Genomic DNA, 19,760 nt, shown 5'->3' on the forward strand with positions numbered 1-19,760 from the left:
CCTGTTGAATTCAGACGTCAGCTGTCGGCCTAACGGCCGGGGTTTTTCTTACTGTCTACAAATTGGGGTCTTGACCAATGACTCCAATGGTTTTTTCAAAAGCTTTTGGAAAAATCACAACCCTCTGGCCTGGAGAGGGATATGATGCGTCAGACTTCTATTTATAGTGTGTGGCAGCACCTTGATTGGCGTCGCGCTGCTACTTTTGCTCGCTTTGTTCTTCCTTGTAGCAATCCATGCAAAGGGCACCATTGTTCTCGAGTTCGAAATCTGTCAAGCGAGCTTGGCAGGATTTGCATTGTTTTTCTGTAAGCACCAAGTTCAAGACTATATCTCCTCTCAATGATGTACGTTAGTCTCGTTATATTATAACCAATCATTGATATTTCGAAAAAGCATGCTCGTGTTAACATTTCGTGAATTCCTTCGCTCCATTCATCCTGCATAGAAGCTTGCGAAAGCCTTTCCGCCCGCCTCCGTCCCTGCCGAGCGGGATTTGTCGTCGTGACCCGAGCCTCGCTACCCTTGCTCGCGCACCCAGTCAATCACAACCTGCAAAAAGCGCTTGGCCGCAGGAGATTGCTTGCTAAACGACGTCGCCGCCACGCCGAGCGAACGGTAATGCTCGCCCACAAGCGGAATCATGCGGATGTTCGGCGGCAGGCGGAACAGGATCATTTCCGGGAGGATGCTGATGCCCAGCCCGTTTTGCACCATGGCGATAATCGCGTGGTCGTCCCCTACCTCGTACTTGACGCGCGGCTGTAGCTGGTACTTGCCAAGCAAGCGCTGAATGTCGTTGTCGCAGCCTTCCTTCGGCATGATGAACGTTTCGTCGGCGAGGCGGCTCACATGCACCCGCTCTTCCTGATAGAGCGGGTGTTCGTCTGTGACGAGTACATACAGCGGGTCTTTTTTCAACGGAATCGCCTCCAGGTCTTCGGTCGTGGGCAGCGAGACAAAGCCCATGTCCACCTCGCCCGCCTGAATCCAGCTCTCGATTGCGTCGTAGTAGCCTTCGAGCAGTTGGATCTCGATGGCGGGGTACTGGTCCTGAAACCGCTTCAGAATCCCCGGCAGCCATTGGGTGGACACACTGGTAAACGTTCCGATCCGCACCGTCCCTACCTCCATGCCATTGATCGCGTGGACCTCCTGCTGCATGCGCTCCTGGACCCGCAGCATCTCCCGCATGTACGGGAGCAGCCGCTCGCCGTTGCTCGTCAGGCTGATCCCGGAGCGCCCGCGCGTCAGGATCGAGAAGCCGAACTCCCGCTCCAGGCTGGCCAGGGCGTGACTGATCGCCGATTGCGTCAAGCCGAGCATTTCCCCGGCTTTGGTCAGACTCCCTGATTCGATGACGGTGACAAACACCTCGTACTTGCTGAGACTCACGCCACCCTTCCTCCTTTTCTTTTCATGACATTTGTTCATGAAAAGCATGAGTAACATTCATTTTTCTTATCCAAACAATACACGTATACTGAGGATGGCGCAATACGATTCCTGGATGGTTAGCCTGCTTCATGCGGGCGAGGAGGCTGGACATGAAAACACAAGCGAAAGCCGATTTGGCAATGATTCTGGTCACCCTTTTTTGGGGATCGTCTTATTTGTTCATGCAAATGGGGCTGAAGGATTTGGAGACCTTCAACCTGATTGCCATTCGCTTCGGCATTGCCTTCGTTCTCGCGGCCGCTCTTTTTCACAGGCGGCTGCGCGGCACCAGTCGCAAAACGCTCGGGCATGCTTTTATTCTCGGCACGATTTTGTTCGGGGTATTTGTCACGGTCACAAACGGCGTCAAATCGACGACCGCTTCCCAGGCCGGATTTCTGGTCAGCCTGACGGTGATCTTCGTCCCGCTTTTATCCATCCTCATGCGCAATCGTCCGGAAAAGCGCGTGTTTGTCGGAGCCGGACTGGCGATGGTCGGGATTGGCCTGTTGACGCTCAACGCCGAGCTGCGCATCAGCCAGGGCGATTTGCTGTGCATCGCCGGAGCGCTCTGCTACGCGACCCACATCACCGTGACGGGCAGATGGGCTTCGTCTTCGGACACGATCCAGCTCGGCATTTACCAGCTCGGCTTTACTGCCTTGCTCGGCCTGGCGTTCTCCTGTTTGTTCGAGTCGCCTGCCCTGCCGCATTCCGCACAAGGCTGGGTCGCTGTGCTCGCTCTCAGCGTCCTGTGCAGCGCGATCGGCTTCGTCGTCCAGACTGTCGCGCAAAAATATACATCACCGACGCATACCGGGCTGATTTTCTCGCTGGAGCCTGTCTTCGCCGCTCTGTTTGCGTTTTGGTTCGCGGGCGAGACGCTGACGGTGCGCGGCTATATCGGCGCGGCAATCGTCCTGTTGAGCGTGCTGATTGCAGAAGTGGATGTGACGAAATGGCTGCGGGGCAAGCGGCAGACGGGCGTATCGGCCTGACGTCTTCTTGCCATCCAAAAAACCGGCTTCGTATGCGAAAGCCGGTTTTCTTCGTGCTTGTAGGGCGCGACCTGTCTTTTCTAGCTGCTGTAGACGACCTTTCCGCCGATGACGGTCATGACGACCTTTGTCGTGAGCAGCTCATCCGGGGCGATGGCAAACAAATCGCGGGAGTAGACTGTCATGTCCGCGTATTTGCCGCGAGCCAGCGTTCCTTTTACGTGCGCTTCGTTGGTGACTTGCGCTCCTCCCAGCGTAAACAGATGGAGCGCTTCCTCCATCGTCAGCTTTTCTTGCGGGAGATAGCCGTCGTGCGTCTCGCCCGGCGCCTTGCGCGTCACTGCGGCATGAATGCCGAGCAGCGGGTCGATCGGCTCGACGGGCGTGTCAGAGCCTGCCGCACAGACAATCCCCTTTTTCATCATCGTTTTCCAAACGTACGAATGCTGGATGCGTTCCTCTCCCACCCGGTCGATGACCCACGGGAAGTCTGCTGCGAGAAAGCGCGGCTGGATGTCAGCGATCCGGTTTGGATGGTTCAGCCGTTCCAGCAAATCCGGGCGCAAAATCTGGGTGTGAATCAGTCGGTCGCGATAGGCTACAGCCGGGAACTGATCGAGACTGTCCAGCACCATTTCCAGCGCCTTGTCGCCAATCGTATGTACGGCAATCGGCATCCCCAGCTCGCGCGCTTGCCGCACCAGCTCGGTCAGTTCCTCCTGCGCGTGCACGGGATAGCCGCTCGTCGTCGGATCATCCGCATACGGAGCCGACAAGTAGGCCGTTCTCCGTCCCAATGCTCCGTCCGCAAAAATTTTCACCGCGCCGATCTGCACATGGCTGTTGCCGTAGCCCGCCCTCATCTCTAAATCGCGCAGCTCGTGCATGTGCGGGTAGTAGACCAGCAGATGGCAGCGAAGCCCCAGCCCCTCGCCATTGACCAGCTCGTCGTACAGCCGATACGTTTGTTCAAGCCCGCCCAGTTCGCGCAAGTCTTCGGTATGCGCGCCGGTCAGGCCGTGCTCCATCGCATAGCGAATCGAGCGGCGCAAGCTTGTTTTCAGCGTCTCGTAGCCCGGCTTGGGGATGTGCTTCGTAATCAGGGTGGACGCCGTCTCTAACAGCATGCCAGTCGGTTTGCCTGTGGCCGAATCGCGCACGATCACGCCTCCTGCCGGAACCTCGATGTCCGGGTGGTAGCCGCACAGTTCCAATGCCCGGGAATTGACCAGATTCGCATGTCCACAAATACGCGGCAAAAATACCGGGCAATGCGGCGCTGCCGCGTCCAGCTCCTCGATCGTCGGGATGCCTCCGTCGACAAACAGGTTCTCATCCCAGCCGAAGCCTTGTATCCATTCGTTTACCGCGGTTTCGTCCGCTCTTTGCCTGATGCGGGACAGCATCTCGTCCTTGGATCGCACTGTCCGCAAATCGAGCTGTAAAAAGGTGAGTCCCAGCCAGCCGAGATGCAGGTGACTGTCGATCAGTCCCGGCGTTGCCGTGCAGCCATGCAAGTCAATCACCTGCGCATCGCTTTGCCCGTATTGCAGCAGCATGTCAGCGCTGCTGCCCAGATCATGAACCAGTCCGTCCCGGACGACAACGGCCTCCACAAACCAATGTCGTGAATCACCCGTGTAGATGCGCCCGTTTTTGAAAATGGTCGTCGCCATATCGGTTCCCCTTTCTCCTTGCGCTCCTGTGCTTGCCCCTCTCCTTATTTGTTTGCCAGTCCGCTTTTTCCTTCCGATTCTGAAAAAACTTTTGGCGGTGGCTTTCCCGTCGAGCCAAACGCGCATGCGCTCGTTTCGCAAACAGAAAAATCTGGTACTTGCTTCGCCGCCTGTTGAAAGCTTGCCAGCTGGGGCACGTTATGTTCATGGCCCACTATCGAAGCGGGGGGATCGTATGCAGCAAAAAACGAAGAACCGTCTTCCTTCCTTATTCCAGCCGCAGAGCCATCGCTCTGCGAAAGCGGCAGGCTCGGCTTCTCCCGAACGGCACAAGCCGGGAGAGCTGGACAGCCAGGCCCGGCTCCTGCTGTTCGTCAACGGATTGTTCATCGCCGCCGGCGCGCTCTCCGGTACGTTCGTGAACGTCTATTTATGGAAGGTAAAAAGCCAGTTTGCGCCCATCGCCTGGTTCACATTCGCTACCCATCTGGCTGGCGCCCTGACCTTTTGGATCGCAGGCGCCTACGTCAAACGGTTCAATAAAATGAACATCCTGCGGGCAGGGATGGCAGGCTCAGCTCTTTTTTACATGCTCGTCCTTTTGGCAGGTCCTTTGGCCGTCTCGTACGCTGTCCCGCTCGGGCTGGTGCAAGGGATGGCAGTCGGCTTTTTTTGGCTTGCCTTCAATGTCGTCTACTTCGAGATTACCGGACCGGACAACCGCGACCGCTTCAACGGCTGGGCGGGCTTCCTGGCTTCCGTCGGCGGCATGCTCGCTCCGTGGCTAGCGGGGTGGCTGATTTCCCGGCTGCCTGGCAGCAGTGGTTACCGACTGATCTTCGCCCTCTCGCTCGCTCTGTTTGTCGTCGGCGGCATCATCAGCTTTTTTCTGAAAAAGCGCCAATCAGAAGGAATGTATGCCTGGGGCTTCTCCTTTCGCTGTCTGCGCGACGAGCCGGAATGGCGCTGGGCTGCCGCGGCTTTGGCAGCGCAAGGGATGCGCGAAGGCGTGTTCGGCTTCCTCATCGGGCTGTTTGTGTACATGGCTACCAAAAGCGAGATGACGCTCGGCAATTTCTGGCTGATTACATCGGCAGTCGGGCTGTTCAGCTACTATGCGGCGGCCAAATGGTACGCTCCGCGCTACCGCAAATGGGGCATGCTCGCGGGAGCAGTCGTGATGTGCGGCATCTTGCTCCTGTTTTTCTGGCAGGTGAGCTATGCGACGCTGCTTGCTTTCGGGATTGCCGTCGCCATCGCCTACCCGCTGTTTTCGATGCCAATGATCTCGGTCGTCTTTGACTTGATCGGCAGCAACGAACAAAGCGTACGAAACCGGGTCGAGTACGTCGTCCTTCGCGAGTTTGCGCTCGATGTCGGCAGGCTGCTGGGAATAGCGCTGTTTCTGGTGGTCACCTCGATCAGTGTCTCGACTCGCACGCTGAACTGGCTGGTGTTCGCCATCGGCACAGGGCCGCTGATCGCCTGGCTGTGCATGACCAGACTGTTTGCTTCCGCAAGCGTTCCGCAAAGCCGTCCGTAGCCGACCGCCCGTTCTCGCCAAACAGCACGGGGCACCAGCTGTTCATGCAAGGGAAGACGGAAAAACGGGCGAAGAGCCAAGGGTCGCTTGGCCGCTTGATTCCATGCACAAAAAAACCTTTCCCGCCCGCAAAACGCATCCGGCAGAAAAGGTTTCGTCCATTCGCTTTTCGATTACGCAGTCGTCGCTTTTTCTCTTGGCTTGGTCACGATGTGGTGACCGAGCGGCAGACCGCGCTGTTTCAGCTCATCCGCTGTCACAACGTGGAGCGTTTCGCTCTTACAGGGCATGGGCATCAATCCGCCAAACGGGCTCATGACCCGTCCGATCGTGTCTGTCTCGATAAGTACGTACAAGCCTTTTTCCTCCAGTTGCTGAATAAAATCCCCCCAACGTTTGGAAGAAATTTGATCGGCGTGCTTAGTGAACATGACACCCATTTCTTGTGCTAGCATGTAAAATCTCCTTTTTCCTATCCATCAGATATGTGCTTCCAAAAGATATCCTAACCATACAGGGAAACGGTCTGTTCTGGCAAAAAGCATTTCAGCCAAAAAAGGCCGAAAAACGGTTGTTTTTGACCGCTTTTCGGTTCAGGAATCCCGCCTCTTCTTCCCACACACCGTTTCAGCGCCGCACGCTGTTTTTTGCGGCTTGCCTTTTGCAAGGGAGCCTTTTTTCTCCCGACCCCGGCGTCCCAATCGCGTCGGGGCGTTCGTTCAGAAAGGCGCGGCCAGCTCGGCATGCAGCAAGCAGGCAAACGAAAGCCAATGCACCTCGGAGCCAGCCCGCAGCTTCAACCGCCGCGCTGCCCGATCAATGTGGACGACCTGTGCCGACAAGCGGCGCGGCGACTGGCCGTCGTAGTACGTCAGCGTCAAGACGCGCCTGGTCTGAAACGCCTGCCACACCAGCTCGCTTAGCGCTCCCAGCTGATCCTGATCCAGCTCGGGCGGTACGTAGCGGCGCTCCTCTTCCTTCATGCGCACGTACATTTCCCGATGCTCGGGCAACACAAACCGACTTGAGACAAACACATTTTCTTTTTTGGATACGCGTTTCTCTCTCATGCTCGCCTCTCTCCTTGCTGATGATCTCGTATCCATGCGCCGACCAGCTCCTGGCACTCGGCGCGCAGCACCTCCATGGTATAGCTCGCTTCCCGCAAGTACCCGCGCTGACGGTAATGAACCACGTACGCGTAATCCTCGCGGCGGGCGCTGACAATCGTGCATCCGAGCTGCCGCAAATGGCGGCGCAGTTGATGGTGCTTGCGCTCTGCCCACCGGGAGAGCGCAAGGAACACAGACTGGTAGGACAGCTTCAACGGCACAGCCCCCAGTTGCCCCGCATCCGCCATCACCGCGCGAAACAGGATGCCAAACAAAATACATTGGCGCACCAGCTCTTGCTCCCTCGCTACTCCTGACGTCATCGGCTCTGTCACTTGTAATGCCCTCCGATCTTGCGCGCACGCTCCCTGGCCTGCCCCGCCTCCAAGGCCGAGGCCGCCCGCACAATCGCATCCGGGCCAAACCGCGCCCGAATCTCGTCCATCGCCCGGGCCAGCGAGCGACGCTTGTGCGTGTCTGTGAACAAATTCAGCTGCACGACATGATCGGGAACAAGCTGCCCCAGCGTGACGCCAATGCTGCGCACAGGCGCTCCTGTCCAGTGCCGTTCAAACAGGCGGCAAGCCGCTTCGTACAGCGCCATGGCATCATTCGTCGCTTCCGCAAGCTTCATCTGGCGGCCAAAGCCTTCGCCAGCCGCCAGATTCGCGCCGCGGCAGCCGATGGAAAGCACCGAGCCCATCCGCTCTTTTTGCCGCGCCCGTCGGCACACCTCCTCGCACAGCTCCAGCAGCACGACCTTGATTTCTTTTGCCGTATGGTAATCGCGCGGCAGCGTCATATGGTGGCCGATGCCTTTTTGCGTCTCGTATTCGTTCAACGAAACCGGCGAGTCGTCCAACCCGTGCGCGGTGCGCCACAGCACCTCGCCGTTCACGCCCCAGTGGCGGATGAGCACGGCGGGGTTAAGCGCAGCGAGCTGGCCGATCTGATAGACGCCCATCCGGTGAAAATGGCGCTTCATGCGCGAGCCTACCCCGAACAGTTTTTCGATGGGCAGGCGCCACAGCGTGTCGGCCAGCTCTTCCCGCTTGAGCCAAAACACCCCGGCTTCCTGCTTTTTGGCGAAGCTGTCGCAGGCCATTTTCGCAAGGACCTTGTTCTCTCCGATTCCCACCCGGCAGTTGACTCCCGTTTCCAGCCAGACACGCGCCCGAATCCGGGCAGCCAGCTGTAGCGGATCACCGCCAAACAGGTGAACGCTGCCAGTCACATCGAGAAACTGTTCGTCGACCGAGTACGGCTCCACCAGATCGGTAAACGCTTGAAAGATGCGCGTGATCTGCAACGACACCCGGAGGTAGTGCTCCATGCGCGGGCGCACCACCACCAGCTGCCGGCATTTTTGCTGCGCCTGCCACAGCGCTTCCGCCGTCACCACTCCGTATGCTTTCGCAATCGGACACGCGGCCAGCACCACTCCGCTGCGCCGCTGCGGATCGCCGGCAACCACAATCGGCTGATTCCGCAGTGCCGGATTCGCCGCTTTTTCGATGCTGGCATAAAAGCTTTGCATATCGATCAAAAAAACGATCCGTTTGCTCGCATTGGGCATCACGATCATCCCCCGAATAAGAACTTGTGTTCCCACCGGAACGTCGCTCTTATTATAGCAAACGTATGTTCGTTTTTATACCTGTCCTTGCGAAAAAATCACTGGTAATGATTTCTGCAAAAAAAACAAGCACACGCTGGCAGATGGTCAGCCGAGCGTGTGCAAGTCCGAGCAGACGGATTATTTTTTGACAACCGGAATCCAGATTTCACTGCGGAATGTCGGCGACGAGGTGTCCTTGTCTGCGTTCCATAGTATCTCCGGCCCTTCGGCCAGCTCGTAGCCGGAAGACACAAACCACTCCGAGTAAATCCGTCCCCACACATCCTGGAGCGTATCCGGGAAAGGCCCCACGGCTTCAAACACCGCCCAGGTAGAGGCCGGAACCTCCAGCTTCGCCAGGCTCTCCGGGCATTCCAAGGTGGTGGCTACCCCGATGTAATGATCCAGCTCCCCGTTGTCCAGGCGGCCTTCGGAAAAATTCGTGGATGCGCTCAGCATCCCGAGCGGCTCCACGTTGGAAAGAGACTTGAGCAGCTGGATTTTCTCGGCATCCAGCGACGCCCACATGGCGGCAATCTCGGGATTCACCCCGTGGTAGATCAGCGGAACCCTTTTCATCAAGCCGACGATGCGAAAGGCCTCTTTTTCTTCCATACGGTAATTCATTGCGCTTCCTCCTTTGATGGATAGATGAAAGGTCATTCGCGAATAGGCTTTCAGGGACTGCCCGCTGGCTCTCGCTTCGCTGGGCGTCACCCCGTGCATGTGGAAAAAAGCGCGGGCAAACGAGTCTGGCGAGCTGTACCCGTACTTGACGGCCGTGTCGATCACCTTCATCCCGCTGTCCTTCAGGTCGAAAGCAGCAAGGGTAAGGCGCCTGCGCCGGATATACTCCGAGAGCGGAATGCCCGCCAAGGACGAAAACATTCTTTTGAAGTGGTATTCCGACCAGCAAGCCACCCGGGCGACTTCCTTGAAGTCGATCTCGTCAGCCAGGTGCTCCTCGATGTAGTCCATCACTTCATTCAGCTTTTCCAGCACATCCATGAAAACGACCTCCCTCTCTCCCACAGAATAGCAGACGACCACCGAGGCCTTCCGACATTTCGTGCCCGATTATGCAGGCCGCTGGCACTCGTCATTCTGCAAGGATAAGCGCGGCTTTGGGCGAGGACAGACACGAAAAACCCGGGCGGGGGCCCTTGTCGACAAGACAGGACCGTTCCATGCCCGAGCAAACGAATTGGTATGTATTTGTTCCGACTTTCTATTGTGGCTACCCATACGTCCAGCGAAAAGTGGCGCAAGGGGGCGGTTGTTCATGCAACCGGGGCTTTTTTGTCATTTCCTTGTAGTCTGCCTGGGTTTGGTTTTCCTCGAGTCCTCAATGTAACCAAAGCTGATCGTCAAACACGAGTACCCGCATCGCCAGTTTCAGTCCCCTGTTCCTCGGGTCCTCAATGTAACGATCTTTGAGGAGCCAGCAGCGGTTGCCTACGTCGAAGTTTCAGTCCCCTCGTTCCTCGGGTCCTCAATGTAACCGACCTTAGTCGGCATGAACAAACCCAGTAATGCCAAGGCTTTGCATGCAGGCAAAGGCCTCCAACATTCGGTACTTTTTTCGAGGATTCCCTTTCTGTCTAAAAACAGGCCCTATCCTCGAAAACTGTGTCCGATCATTAGGATTCACTTGCAAGAGTAGAATCATGTACGCTTACGACTATCATAAATCATTTGCCTCCTTTTTATAATACCCCTTCCTTGCATCCTGCCGAAATTACTACAAATCTTTTGTTCACAACAAAACGTACTTCACTTCTCATCCTCCTGTCGGCCCCATGCCCATCCTCCATCCTAGATCTGTATATTCCTGTTTCCCTTGACTACACCTTATCTCGTACACTAAAGTGGAATTTGGATTTTTCAGTTTTTACGGGCAATAAAATTCGGCCAAGCAAAACCATTTTTACGATTAGGAGGTATTCTATGCGGCTGCAAGAACCGTTGCAACGTTCGTTGCGGTCAGAGATAGAAACAATCCAAAAACAATTCGGCTTCACCCTCAGCAAACTCAGTGCGCTGACAGGCATCAATCACGGGCATCTCAGTGATATTTTACGGGGCAATCGCCCAATGACGATCAGACAGCTGGATGCCTTGGCTCATGCATTTGAACAGCCTCCCGGATGGCTGTATGAATTGTATCCCGAAGAGTGCTTTGCAAAAGAGAGAGTTTCACGACCAAGAGTCATCCCGTATTTAATCCGGTGCGCTGAGATCGGACGGCAGGATTGTATGCAACAAATCGTTTCCAGACTGCTGGAAGAGCGAAAAAATGTGGATATCCTCTTTTCAGTGGGAGAGCGACTTTTTGAAGCCGGGAAGCGCAAGGAGTCCATTCCTTTTTACAAGCTCGTGATTGAAAATGAAAAAGATAGCCATTCGGAACGTTTTTCGCTCAGTCAGTACAGATTGTTTCGAGCAACGCTAGGAACGAATGCCGAAGAAAACTGGAAAGCCGTCATCCGATTTGAACCCTATCGAAATCGTCTCCCGGAACATTATCAGTTGGACGGGCTGCTTCAGTTGGCCAATGTGTCTTTTGTTTTGCAAAGGTGGAGCGAAATGGAAAAGTATGCCGACGAGCTTCGCCTACTGGCCTCGAAAGTGTACGAGCATGAAGTGCGCAAACGAAAAGGCAACAAGACGTGTGAGCTGCTGCTCAAGACCGAACGTCATCTGGTTGTGTACTACGGGCAAGGCTTTCTGCTGAAAGGAGTTGCCTTGCAGATGCAGGGGCTATATGAAGAAGCGAAAAAGTATGTGCAGGGCTATGCAGACCTTGACTGGTTTGAACTCCTTGATGAGACAGGCCGGAGGGAGGTAGAAAAGTTCAAGACATGGGCAAAAGCGAATCGGTACACCTATGATTTACTGATGGGGGATACCCGAATCCTGCCCGAGTATTTGGATTTTTTAGACCAAAACCCTGCGGAAATACCAGCCGGACTTTTAACGATCATGGAAGCCGCCAGCAAGTACGACCTTTGTATTGATCCTGTATTAGAGCGGTATTCATCAGAAATAAAACAATTCTATGACTATCAGGATCAGGTGAATATGGGCAGACATTATAGCTTCCGATATTATAAAGCAATATATGATTTGAGGAATAATCGTATCAGCCGAGCACTTGACGAAATTTTATGCTGTCTGGATTTGGCGGATCACTTGACATGTAAGCAAAGTGCAGCGTTGTTTTGGGAGTACCTTCACTATGCAAGTGAGCAGCATAAACAAGTTTATCAACAAATCATGAGAAGGTTCTCAAAGTGAACCTTGAAACTGTTGTCAATGTCGCTTGTCCTAGTTTTTAGTCTATGCGTCGGTAATCTAAACGGCCTGAGCCCGGTATTTTACTGGACTTCTGGCCGTTTCCTTTTGACTTGATTCACTCGCAGGTATAATGCCATGGTCATACCAAGGAACGACTGATGTTTCATCATTTGTGGTAACCGAAACAAAAAACTTCACCTCCACCTGCTGGGTGTGGAGTGCAGTTTACCGCCGGGTACTGGCTTTACATATTTCCTTATTTTTTCAAGCACGTTTTTTTGGGAGAGTCTAGTATAGTGGAATTGTCCTTATTTACATAACATCTACTATCGCCAAAAACCGTGATTTTACTCTCTCATAAAGACAGGTGTATCATTCCAATGAACAAAAAGAGAAAAAATCAGGAAAACCTTTTGAAGAATATTGAAGAGTTGCGAAGGCACCTTGTTAAACTCGTTCAAGAAAAAGGGGTAGGCCATATAGACGTTGTCATTTTGAGTCAGCGTCTCGATGAATATCTTGTCCAGTTTCACAAGAACTCTACATGATAACGCTTGTCCTATTTCCTCCTTTTGCATCTCGTACTCTAAAGGGAAGGATAGGAGAAAAGTATACGATTTTCCTAAGCCCTTCACTCCTCACTCCCACATTTTCGTGATGGATACCATCTGTTGTCGTAATGAAAGCCAATACAAGCAGCCGACATGAACAGCACAAGCTTGCGCGCGAACAGCATGCCTGTGCTGGTGAATCGTTCCAGGAAGAAATTGCGATACATGAAACTTCCAGCTGTAAGCAAAACCGATAAAGCTAACCATTGGTCCAGAGATGCACTGTCAAGCAGTATGCCGCTATTTGTCAACCCAATGATCGATGCAGCATGCTGTTGAAGAAACCCTTTGTTGGTCATTTTTCTGATTGGCAACAGACCGTGGGCATTCACCTACGAGCAGACGCGCATGGCATCCATGCTTAAAAGCCGACGGCCAGCACGAGTACCCCTGTTAAACAACGATAGGGGTTTGGTCTCTTTGCTCCGCGGGTCCTCAATGTAACCAGGTCAGCGATCTGCGAAGACGGTGTTTTGTTCATGTTTCAGTCCCCTCGTTCCTCGGGTCCTCAATGCAACCGACCTTGGTCGGCATGAACAAACCCAGTAATGCCAAGGCTTTGCATGCAGGCAAAGTCCTCAACATGCCTCCCTTTTTTCGAGGATTACCTTTCTGTCCAAAAACAGGCTCTATCCTCGGAAACACGGTTTCTCCCTTTGGGCTTCCGGGTATATCCCATCATTCGTATTCACTCGCAGGTGTGTAGTCATGTGCTCTCACGCCTATGATAAATCATTTTCCTCATGTTTGTAATTCCTCTTCCTCGCCCTTGCTTCCTGCCGAAATCACTACAAATCTGTTGTTCCCAAAAAGACATCTCCCCAAACGAAAGAACCCCCTGCACACACAAGTGCGTGCAAGAGGTCCTGCCTGGCGCCCTCAATCGAACACGATGCCATCGAGTACGCCTTCGCGCTGCAAATAATCGCGCAGCCACTGGTACGCCGGGTCCCGCCAAAAGGAGTCGTCGGCCACCAGCCGCGTCGTCTCTTGTCTGGCAACCTCCAGCGCTTTGTAGTCGGACAACAGGTCGGCGACTTTGAACTCCGGCAAGCCGCTCTGCTTGGTGCCGAAAAAGTCGCCCGGTCCGCGTAATTCCAAATCGCGCTGCGACAGCTCGAAGCCATCCGTCGTCTCGCACATGACGCGCATCCGCTCTTTGCCGATCTCGGACTTCGGATCGGCGATCAAGACGCAGTAGGACTGCTCCGAACCGCGTCCGACCCGCCCGCGCAGCTGATGCAGCTGGGCAAGTCCGAACCGCTCGGCATCGTAAATGACCATGTAGGTAGCATTCGGCACGTTGACACCGACTTCGACCACCGTCGTCGAGACGAGAACCGCGTATTCCCCGGCAAGAAAAGCCTGCATCACCGCATCCTTTTCCTTCGCAGGCAAGCGGCCGTGCATCAGTCCCACCCCGAATTCCGGGAAAACGTGGGAAAGCTGCGCATGGACGTCGATCGCGTTTTGCACGTCGAGCTTTTCCGATTCTTCGATGAGCGGGCAAATGACGTACGCCTGCCGTCCTTTGCGCAGCTCGCCGCGCATTTCCTCCAGAACGGCGGGAAACTGGTCGTGCTTTTTCCAGGTCGTCTCAATCGGCTTGCGCCCTGCCGGCATCTGGTCGATCGTCGAGACGTCCATATCGCCAAACGCCGTAATCGCCAGGGTGCGGGGAATCGGCGTGGCGGTCATGAACAGGACGTCGGGAGTGAGTCCCTTGTTGCGCAAAATGCGCCGCTGCTCAACGCCGAAGCGGTGCTGCTCGTCCGTAATCACCAGGCCCAGCCGCGAAAAGAATACGTCCTCCTGGATGAGCGCATGCGTCCCCACGACGACGTCGATCAGCCCCATTTGCAGCGAGCCGATGATCTCTCGTCTTCGTTTGGCCGTCAAGGAACCCGACAGCAAGGCGACCTCGATGCCGTAAGCAGACAACAGCTTCGTCAGCGACTGCACATGCTGCTCGGCGAGGATCTCGGTCGGCACCATCAACGCCCCCTGATAGCCTGCTTTCACCGCCGCAAACAGCGCAATGGCCGCGACTACCGTTTTCCCGGAACCGACGTCGCCTTGCAAGAGTCGATTCATCGCATGAGGCGCCCGCATGTCGTCCAGTATTTCCTTGACGACCCGCTTCTGCGCGTCGGTCAGCGGAAACGGCAGCCCTCTGACAAACTGCCGCACCTCGTCCATCGGAATGGCCAGGGCCACCCCTTCCGACTGCTGCCGGTTGATACGACGCAGCGTCTGGATTTTCAACTGGAATAAAAACAGTTCCTCGAACATGATTCGCCGCCGCGCCTGACGCCCGTCCTCGGCATTTTCAGGAAAATGAATCGAATGAAACGCATCCGCGCGCGGCATCAGCCGATAGCGCTCCACAATCTCCGGCGGCAACACCTCCGGGATTTCCTTGCCGTATTGCCGCAGCGCCTGCTGAATCGATTTGCGCAGCAGCGTGTGCGTCACATCGCCGCGAAGCGGATAGACCGGAGCCAGCTCGCCCCGCTTGGCCGCCCGCTCGGAATCCACTTCGGTCATCTCGCTCACCGTAATCTGGAGCTTGTGCTTGTCCCATTTTCCCGTCACGAGAATCTCTTTGCCCGGCGCGAGCTTGCTTTTCACAAACGTCTGGTTGAACCAGACAGCCGTCACGACCACGCGATCCATGACCATTTTGACCGAGAGACGCGATTTCCGTTTTCCATAAAAACGAACAGAGGGTTCGCCGTACACCGTTCCCGCCAGCGTGACCCTCTCTCCGTCTTTTACTTCTGTCAAATCGCGCACGCGGTAATCTTCGTAGCGGGAAGGAAAGTACTCCAGCAAATCACCGATGCTGTGAATGCCGAGTCCCGCCAATGCCTTTGCCCGTTCCTCCCCTACCCCGTGCAAAAGGGAGACGGGTGACTGGTACGCCCCAGTCATTTACTTCTCCAGCCGTACGCCGAACACTTTCGCTTCGATCATACGGCCCGTTTGGGTAGCCGCCAGCCCGCCCTGCGCCGTTTCCTTGAGCGCAGTCGGCATGGAGCAGCCGATCCGGTACATCGCGTCGATCACTTCGTCGGTCGGGATCACGCTCTTGATTCCCGCCATCGCCATGTCGGCTGCGACTGTCGCAATCGCGGCTCCCATCGCGTTTCGTTTGACACACGGTACTTCCACCAGTCCGGCTACGGGGTCACAGACCAGACCGAGCATATTTTTCAGCGCAATCGCGACGGCCTGTGCCGATTCCTCCGGGGTACCGCCCGCCATCTCGACAATGGCAGCTGCGGCCATCGCTGTCGCCGAGCCAACCTCTGCCTGGCAACCGCCCGCAGCGCCGGAGATGAATGCGTTATTGGCAATACAATAGCCAATCGCCCCTGCGGTAAACAAGTAGTTGACCATCTGCTCGCGCGTCGGCTTCAGCTTGTCCGAGACAGCAAACAGCGTGCCCGGTACAATCCCACAGGCACCTGCCGTCGGCGTCGCCACGATCGTTCCCATCGCCGCGTTGACCTCGTTGACCGCAACCGACATCGAAACCGCGTTGAGCAGGGTCGGGCCGGACAAGAAAGGCTTGTTTTTCATATAATCCTGCAGCTTTTTCGCGTCGCCGCCCGTCAGTCCGCTATGGGAGCGAATATCTTCGGTAAGCCCGCGCCGCACCGCTTTTTCCATCACGTCGAGATTGGCGTACATGTCTTGCATAATCTCGTCTTTCGTCCGCTGGGACACTTGCATTTCCGCTTCAATCATCACCTGGGAAATTTTCTTTCCCTGGGATTCGGCCAACTCGACCAGTTCAGCTACGTTACGAAACATCTGGTTGATTCACTCCTCTGCTCCTGCTTTTTTCGCGCATCTGGCTGAAGGACAAGCTAGAGCGAAAGCAGGGAAACATCAAAAATATGGGGGATCTGACGAATTTCCTCCAGCACTTCTGCGGATACCGCCGAGTCCGTCTCAATCGCCATCAAGGCCCGCGAGCCGCGCTCGTGCCTGGACACTTCCATGAACCCGACATTGATCCGATGCTCCGTCAGCACTTTGGCCACGGCAGCGATCATCCCGAAACGGTCTTCATGCAAAACGAGGAGCGTCGGTGTATCGAAGCCGAGCTGAAACGAAAATCCGTTTAACTCCAGCACCTCGATCTTTCCGCCGCCGATCGACACGCCGACCAGTTCCACCTGTTTTTGATCGTCGGACAGCCTGATCCGTGCCGTGTTCGGATGCTCTGTCAACACGTCCGATGTCGTCAGCACCACTTCGATTCCTGCTTGTTCCGCAAGCGAGAGCGAATGTTTCAGGCGCAAATCGGACGTATCGAAGTCGAGAATCCCGGCAACCGTCGCCACGTCGGAGCCATGTCCCTGATACGTTTTCGCAAATGAGCCGTAAAAAGTAATGTCTGCCCGCTTAGGCTGCCGTCCGAACAGCTTGCGTGCCACCCGGCCAATCCGGGCAGCGCCGGCCGTGTGGGAGCTGGATGGTCCAACCATGATCGGGCCGATGATATCAAATACGCTTTTGTATTTCAACCGGTTCTCCTCCTGAATGACAAGGGGTTCAACAAGATTCACTCTCATTGTATCCTACAGGCTGTCAAAGCGCCACATGGGAAAGTATAGCGTGTGTTTGGCCGCCTCTGTTGCGGTCGTCCCCCTTTTTTGAAACCATTTCCTTCCTCTCTCGTACCTATTCTGATAGGGGATGAGAAATAAACAAGGCGCGGGCGCTTGCCCGTTTTCTGCTGCGGCTTGTAGCCAGGCGGCGAATCCCGCTCCCCGCTGTTTCGTCCGTACGCGTTGCTGTTTTTGCCGCGTAAAAAGCCCCCCGTCGTTCGGGAGGCTTTTTCGCTTGCGATTTGCATGGGCTTCCATGCCTATTGCTTGACCATCACGACGCCCAGCAGCCCCGGCCCCGTATGCGTACCGATCACCGGGCCGATCTGCTCCAGGTGCGACTCGGCCACCTGAAACTCGTTTTTCACCCGCTCCAACAGCTCCGCCGCCTGCTCGTGGGCGCTGCTGTGGAGGATGGCGACTTTTACAGGCTGGCCCTGCGCGTAGTCCTGCAAGGCTTCCAGGGCGCGGTTGAGCGCTTTCTTGGTGCCCCGTACTTTGTCAAAAGCAGTCACGTATCCCGCCGGGTCAAGCGTCAGGATCGGCTTGATGTTGAGCAGGGAGCCAATGACAGCCGAAGCTTTGCCGATCCGGCCGCCTTTTTGCAAAAACTCCAGCGTGTCCACAATAAAGTAAACCTGGACCTCATCCAGATAGCGGTCGATCGCATCGAGAATCTGCTCCTTGCTCTTCCCTGCCTGCGCGGCCTTCGCCGCTTCCACGCAAATCATCCCGTGGACATAGGAGGCTTTGCGCGAATCGATCACGGTAATATCCATGCTCTCCTCAAGCATGGACTTGGCGATCATCGCCGATTGATACGTGCCGGACAAAGAGGACGACAACAGGATGGCAATAATCTGCACATCGCTTCCGTACTGCTCGTAGATCGCCTTGTATGCCTCCGCAAATTCCAGCGGAGACGGCTGGGAAGTAGTCGGCAAGACAGGCGACTGCTTCAGCTTGTCAAAAAACGCGGAGGAAGAGATCGTCACTCCGTCCAGATACGTCTCCGCCCCAAACATGACCTTCAGCGGAACAGCCACAATCCCGAGCGACTGCCTGACAGACGCCTCAATATCCGACGCACTGTCGGTAAGAATCACAACTGGCATTCTCGCGTGCTCCTCTCCTCATTACTCCACGGAAAAAATGAAGGGATACAGCGGCTGTCCGCCGAACTGAATCTCCACTTCCACATCCGGGTATGCATCTTCCACAGCTTCCTGTAGCGCTTCCGCCTGCTCCTCTGTCGCGCCTTCGCCCAAAAACATGGTGATGATCTCGGTGTCCTCATCCATCATGCCGAGAAGCAGCGTCTTGGCGCACGCCAGCAATTCCGGTCCAGCCGTGACGATTTCTTTTTCGGCCATGCCGATAAAATCGCCTTCCTTGATCGTGACGTCGCCCATCTGCGTATCGCGAACGGCATGCGTCACCATGCCCGTCTTCACCTGGGAAACGGCTTTTGCCATCGACGCAGCGTTCACAGAAGGCTCGGCATCCGCATGGAAGGCGAGCAAAGCGGCCAAGCCTTGCGGGATGCTCTTGGTCGGCACCACCGACACAGGAACCTCGGCCAGCTCGGCTGCCTGCTGTGCCGCCATGATGATATTGCTGTTGTTGGGCAGGATGATGACATGCTGCACATGCAGTCCTGCAATCGCCTTCATGAAATCTTCCGTGCTCGGGTTCATCGTCTGGCCGCCCTCGACCACGACGTCCACGCCCATGCTGCGCAAAATGTTGGCAATGCCCGCGCCTGCCGCAACGGCGATCAGTCCGTACGGCTTCTGGCCGTCTGCCTTCTGGACAGATGCCGCCACCTGCGCTTCTCGTTTGCCTTCTTCCGCCTGGAGTATGTTCGCATGCTGCTCGCGCATGTTTTCGATTTTGATCCGGTGCAGACTGCCGAACTGCTGGGCGTATTGCAAAACGCTGCCCGGATGCTCTGCGTGTATATGTACTTTGACGATCTCGTCGTCAGAAACGACCAGAAGCGAGTCGCCCATCGTATCCAGGTGGGCGCGGAACAGCACCTCGGAAAACGGCTTTTTGTGCGGCTCCGTGCTGTGCGCCACATGCACCATGAACTCCGTGCAGTAGCCGTACTTGATGTCCTCGGTCTTCATGTGGACTTGCGCATTGTGCTGCTCGGAAATCAGCTTGTCCAGATCCTCCGGGCTCACGGACAGCTTGGCGCGTTCTTCGCTCTCGATCTGTTCCTCGCCGCGCAAGGCGCGCAGGAAACCTTCATAAATAAACAGAAGCCCCTGTCCGCCTGAATCGACGACACCTACTTCTTTTAGTACAGGCAGCATTTCTGGCGTGCGCAAAAGAGTAGCTTGCGCCTGCTCGTACGTTTTTTCCATAACAGAGACAAGATCATCCGACGTGCGCGCTGCACGCACAGCCATCTCCGCCGCTTCGCGTGCCACAGTCAAAATCGTGCCTTCCACCGGCTTCATCACTGCCTGGTAGGCAGCGTCCACACCGGATTTCAAGGCATCGGCGAACTGACGGGCATTCACCGCGTCTTTTCCATGGACTGCTTTGCTAAAGCCGCGGAACAGCTGGGATAAAATGACACCGGAGTTTCCCCGCGCCCCCATCAAAAGACCTTTGGCCAGAGCAGCTGCGCTGTCCGCGACCCGGGAAGATTCCTTGCGTCTCAGCTCGTCCACGCCGGATGTAAAAGTCAAATTCATGTTTGTCCCCGTATCGCCGTCCGGCACAGGAAAGACGTTCAAGCCATCTACTACTCTGACGTTGGCGGATAAGCGGTTCGCCCCCAGGTAAACCATCCGACTAAACAGCACGCCATCTAGATGCGTATGTACCAACTG

General features: G+C 55.5%; 16 protein-coding genes. 4 read left to right on the plus strand and 12 right to left on the minus strand.

Features of this window, described 5'->3' with window-relative positions:
* Positions 1-519: 519 nt before the first annotated feature.
* A complete protein-coding gene (locus ACTHO6_RS07915) occupies positions 520-1,395 on the minus strand; it encodes a LysR family transcriptional regulator (RefSeq protein WP_440241004.1) in 876 nt (291 codons plus the stop codon).
* Positions 1,396-1,547: 152 nt separating this feature from the next.
* On the opposite strand from ACTHO6_RS07915, the gene ACTHO6_RS07920 reads away from it, so the two are divergent.
* Complete coding sequence (locus ACTHO6_RS07920) at positions 1,548-2,435, plus strand: DMT family transporter (RefSeq protein ID WP_440241005.1); 888 nt, start codon at positions 1,548-1,550, stop codon at positions 2,433-2,435.
* Between the two features lie 80 nt (positions 2,436-2,515).
* Here ACTHO6_RS07920 and ACTHO6_RS07925 read toward each other — a convergent pair whose 3' ends face one another.
* Positions 2,516-4,111 carry an amidohydrolase gene (locus ACTHO6_RS07925; protein ID WP_440241006.1) on the minus strand — a complete coding sequence of 532 codons (1,596 nt, stop codon included), beginning with the start codon at positions 4,109-4,111 and terminating at the stop codon, positions 2,516-2,518.
* A 235-nt stretch (positions 4,112-4,346) separates the two neighbouring features.
* On the opposite strand from ACTHO6_RS07925, the gene ACTHO6_RS07930 reads away from it, so the two are divergent.
* Positions 4,347-5,654 (plus strand): MFS transporter, encoded by a 1,308-nt coding sequence (locus tag ACTHO6_RS07930; protein ID WP_440241007.1) that lies wholly within the window; start codon positions 4,347-4,349, stop codon positions 5,652-5,654.
* 173 nt (positions 5,655-5,827) lie between these two features.
* Here the strand turns inward: ACTHO6_RS07930 and ACTHO6_RS07935 are convergent, their stop codons facing one another.
* From ACTHO6_RS07935 to ACTHO6_RS07955, 5 genes are all read right to left on the minus strand, one after another.
* Positions 5,828-6,109, minus strand: coding sequence for a hypothetical protein (locus ACTHO6_RS07935; RefSeq protein ID WP_440241008.1), 282 nt, complete (start codon positions 6,107-6,109; stop codon positions 5,828-5,830).
* Positions 6,110-6,373: 264 nt separating this feature from the next.
* Complete coding sequence (locus tag ACTHO6_RS07940) at positions 6,374-6,724, minus strand: YolD-like family protein (protein WP_440241009.1); 351 nt, start codon at positions 6,722-6,724, stop codon at positions 6,374-6,376.
* Positions 6,721-7,101 carry a hypothetical protein gene (locus ACTHO6_RS07945; protein WP_440241010.1) on the minus strand — a complete coding sequence of 127 codons (381 nt, stop codon included), beginning with the start codon at positions 7,099-7,101 and terminating at the stop codon, positions 6,721-6,723. The genes ACTHO6_RS07940 and ACTHO6_RS07945 overlap by 4 nt, the downstream gene beginning before the upstream one ends.
* Positions 7,098-8,342 carry a DNA polymerase IV gene (locus ACTHO6_RS07950; protein ID WP_440241230.1) on the minus strand — a complete coding sequence of 415 codons (1,245 nt, stop codon included), beginning with the start codon at positions 8,340-8,342 and terminating at the stop codon, positions 7,098-7,100. Before ACTHO6_RS07950 ends, ACTHO6_RS07945 begins: the two co-directional genes overlap by 4 nt.
* Positions 8,343-8,522: 180 nt before the next feature.
* Complete coding sequence (locus ACTHO6_RS07955) at positions 8,523-9,392, minus strand: AraC family transcriptional regulator (RefSeq protein WP_440241011.1); 870 nt, start codon at positions 9,390-9,392, stop codon at positions 8,523-8,525.
* A 939-nt stretch (positions 9,393-10,331) separates the two neighbouring features.
* On the opposite strand from ACTHO6_RS07955, the gene ACTHO6_RS07960 reads away from it, so the two are divergent.
* Together ACTHO6_RS07960 and ACTHO6_RS07965 are read left to right on the plus strand one after the other, a co-directional pair.
* Entirely contained in the window at positions 10,332-11,681 is a 1,350-nt protein-coding gene (locus tag ACTHO6_RS07960; protein WP_440241012.1) for a helix-turn-helix domain-containing protein, read from the plus strand.
* 380 nt (positions 11,682-12,061) lie between these two features.
* Complete coding sequence (locus ACTHO6_RS07965) at positions 12,062-12,229, plus strand: aspartyl-phosphate phosphatase Spo0E family protein (RefSeq protein ID WP_440241013.1); 168 nt, start codon at positions 12,062-12,064, stop codon at positions 12,227-12,229.
* A 942-nt stretch (positions 12,230-13,171) separates the two neighbouring features.
* Here ACTHO6_RS07965 and recG read toward each other — a convergent pair.
* The 5 genes from recG to ACTHO6_RS07990 all read right to left on the minus strand — a co-directional run bounded on the left by recG (position 13,172) and on the right by ACTHO6_RS07990 (position 19,757).
* The gene (gene recG, locus ACTHO6_RS07970; protein ID WP_440241014.1) at positions 13,172-15,226 is read right to left on the minus strand and encodes an ATP-dependent DNA helicase RecG; all 2,055 of its coding nucleotides are present in this window, start codon (positions 15,224-15,226) and stop codon (positions 13,172-13,174) included.
* Complete coding sequence (gene sdaAA, locus ACTHO6_RS07975; protein WP_440241015.1) at positions 15,227-16,111, minus strand: L-serine ammonia-lyase, iron-sulfur-dependent, subunit alpha; 885 nt, start codon at positions 16,109-16,111, stop codon at positions 15,227-15,229.
* A gap of 56 nt (positions 16,112-16,167) precedes the next feature.
* The gene (sdaAB, locus tag ACTHO6_RS07980; RefSeq protein ID WP_440241016.1) at positions 16,168-16,830 is read right to left on the minus strand and encodes an L-serine ammonia-lyase, iron-sulfur-dependent subunit beta; all 663 of its coding nucleotides are present in this window, start codon (positions 16,828-16,830) and stop codon (positions 16,168-16,170) included.
* A gap of 344 nt (positions 16,831-17,174) precedes the next feature.
* Positions 17,175-18,029: a DegV family protein gene (locus tag ACTHO6_RS07985; protein WP_440241017.1), complete on the minus strand. Its 855-nt coding sequence runs from the start codon at positions 18,027-18,029 to the stop codon at positions 17,175-17,177.
* A gap of 21 nt (positions 18,030-18,050) precedes the next feature.
* Positions 18,051-19,757, minus strand: a complete 1,707-nt coding sequence (locus tag ACTHO6_RS07990; protein WP_440241018.1) for a DAK2 domain-containing protein — start codon at positions 19,755-19,757, stop codon at positions 18,051-18,053.
* Positions 19,758-19,760: the final 3 nt, after the last annotated feature.

The sequence above is a fragment of the Brevibacillus sp. SAFN-007a genome, from assembly GCF_051967035.1.
Classification (GTDB): domain Bacteria; phylum Bacillota; class Bacilli; order Brevibacillales; family Brevibacillaceae; genus Brevibacillus.

What these genes read in the sequence shown, in the direction of transcription:
- ACTHO6_RS07920 (WP_440241005.1), top strand. Translation starts at nt 1,548, where the DNA reads ATGAAAACACAAGCGAAAGCCGATTTGGCAATGATTCTGGTCACCCTT.
- ACTHO6_RS07925 (WP_440241006.1), bottom strand. Translation starts at nt 4,111, where the DNA reads ATGGCGACGACCATTTTCAAAAACGGGCGCATCTACACGGGTGATTCA.
- ACTHO6_RS07930 (WP_440241007.1), top strand. Translation starts at nt 4,347, where the DNA reads ATGCAGCAAAAAACGAAGAACCGTCTTCCTTCCTTATTCCAGCCGCAG.
- ACTHO6_RS07935 (WP_440241008.1), bottom strand. Translation starts at nt 6,109, where the DNA reads ATGCTAGCACAAGAAATGGGTGTCATGTTCACTAAGCACGCCGATCAA.
- ACTHO6_RS07940 (WP_440241009.1), bottom strand. Translation starts at nt 6,724, where the DNA reads ATGAGAGAGAAACGCGTATCCAAAAAAGAAAATGTGTTTGTCTCAAGT.
- ACTHO6_RS07950 (WP_440241230.1), bottom strand. Translation starts at nt 8,342, where the DNA reads ATGCCCAATGCGAGCAAACGGATCGTTTTTTTGATCGATATGCAAAGC.
- ACTHO6_RS07955 (WP_440241011.1), bottom strand. Translation starts at nt 9,392, where the DNA reads ATGGATGTGCTGGAAAAGCTGAATGAAGTGATGGACTACATCGAGGAG.
- ACTHO6_RS07960 (WP_440241012.1), top strand. Translation starts at nt 10,332, where the DNA reads ATGCGGCTGCAAGAACCGTTGCAACGTTCGTTGCGGTCAGAGATAGAA.
- ACTHO6_RS07965 (WP_440241013.1), top strand. Translation starts at nt 12,062, where the DNA reads ATGAACAAAAAGAGAAAAAATCAGGAAAACCTTTTGAAGAATATTGAA.
- recG (WP_440241014.1), bottom strand. Translation starts at nt 15,226, where the DNA reads ATGACTGGGGCGTACCAGTCACCCGTCTCCCTTTTGCACGGGGTAGGG.
- sdaAA (WP_440241015.1), bottom strand. Translation starts at nt 16,111, where the DNA reads ATGTTTCGTAACGTAGCTGAACTGGTCGAGTTGGCCGAATCCCAGGGA.
- ACTHO6_RS07985 (WP_440241017.1), bottom strand. Translation starts at nt 18,029, where the DNA reads ATGCCAGTTGTGATTCTTACCGACAGTGCGTCGGATATTGAGGCGTCT.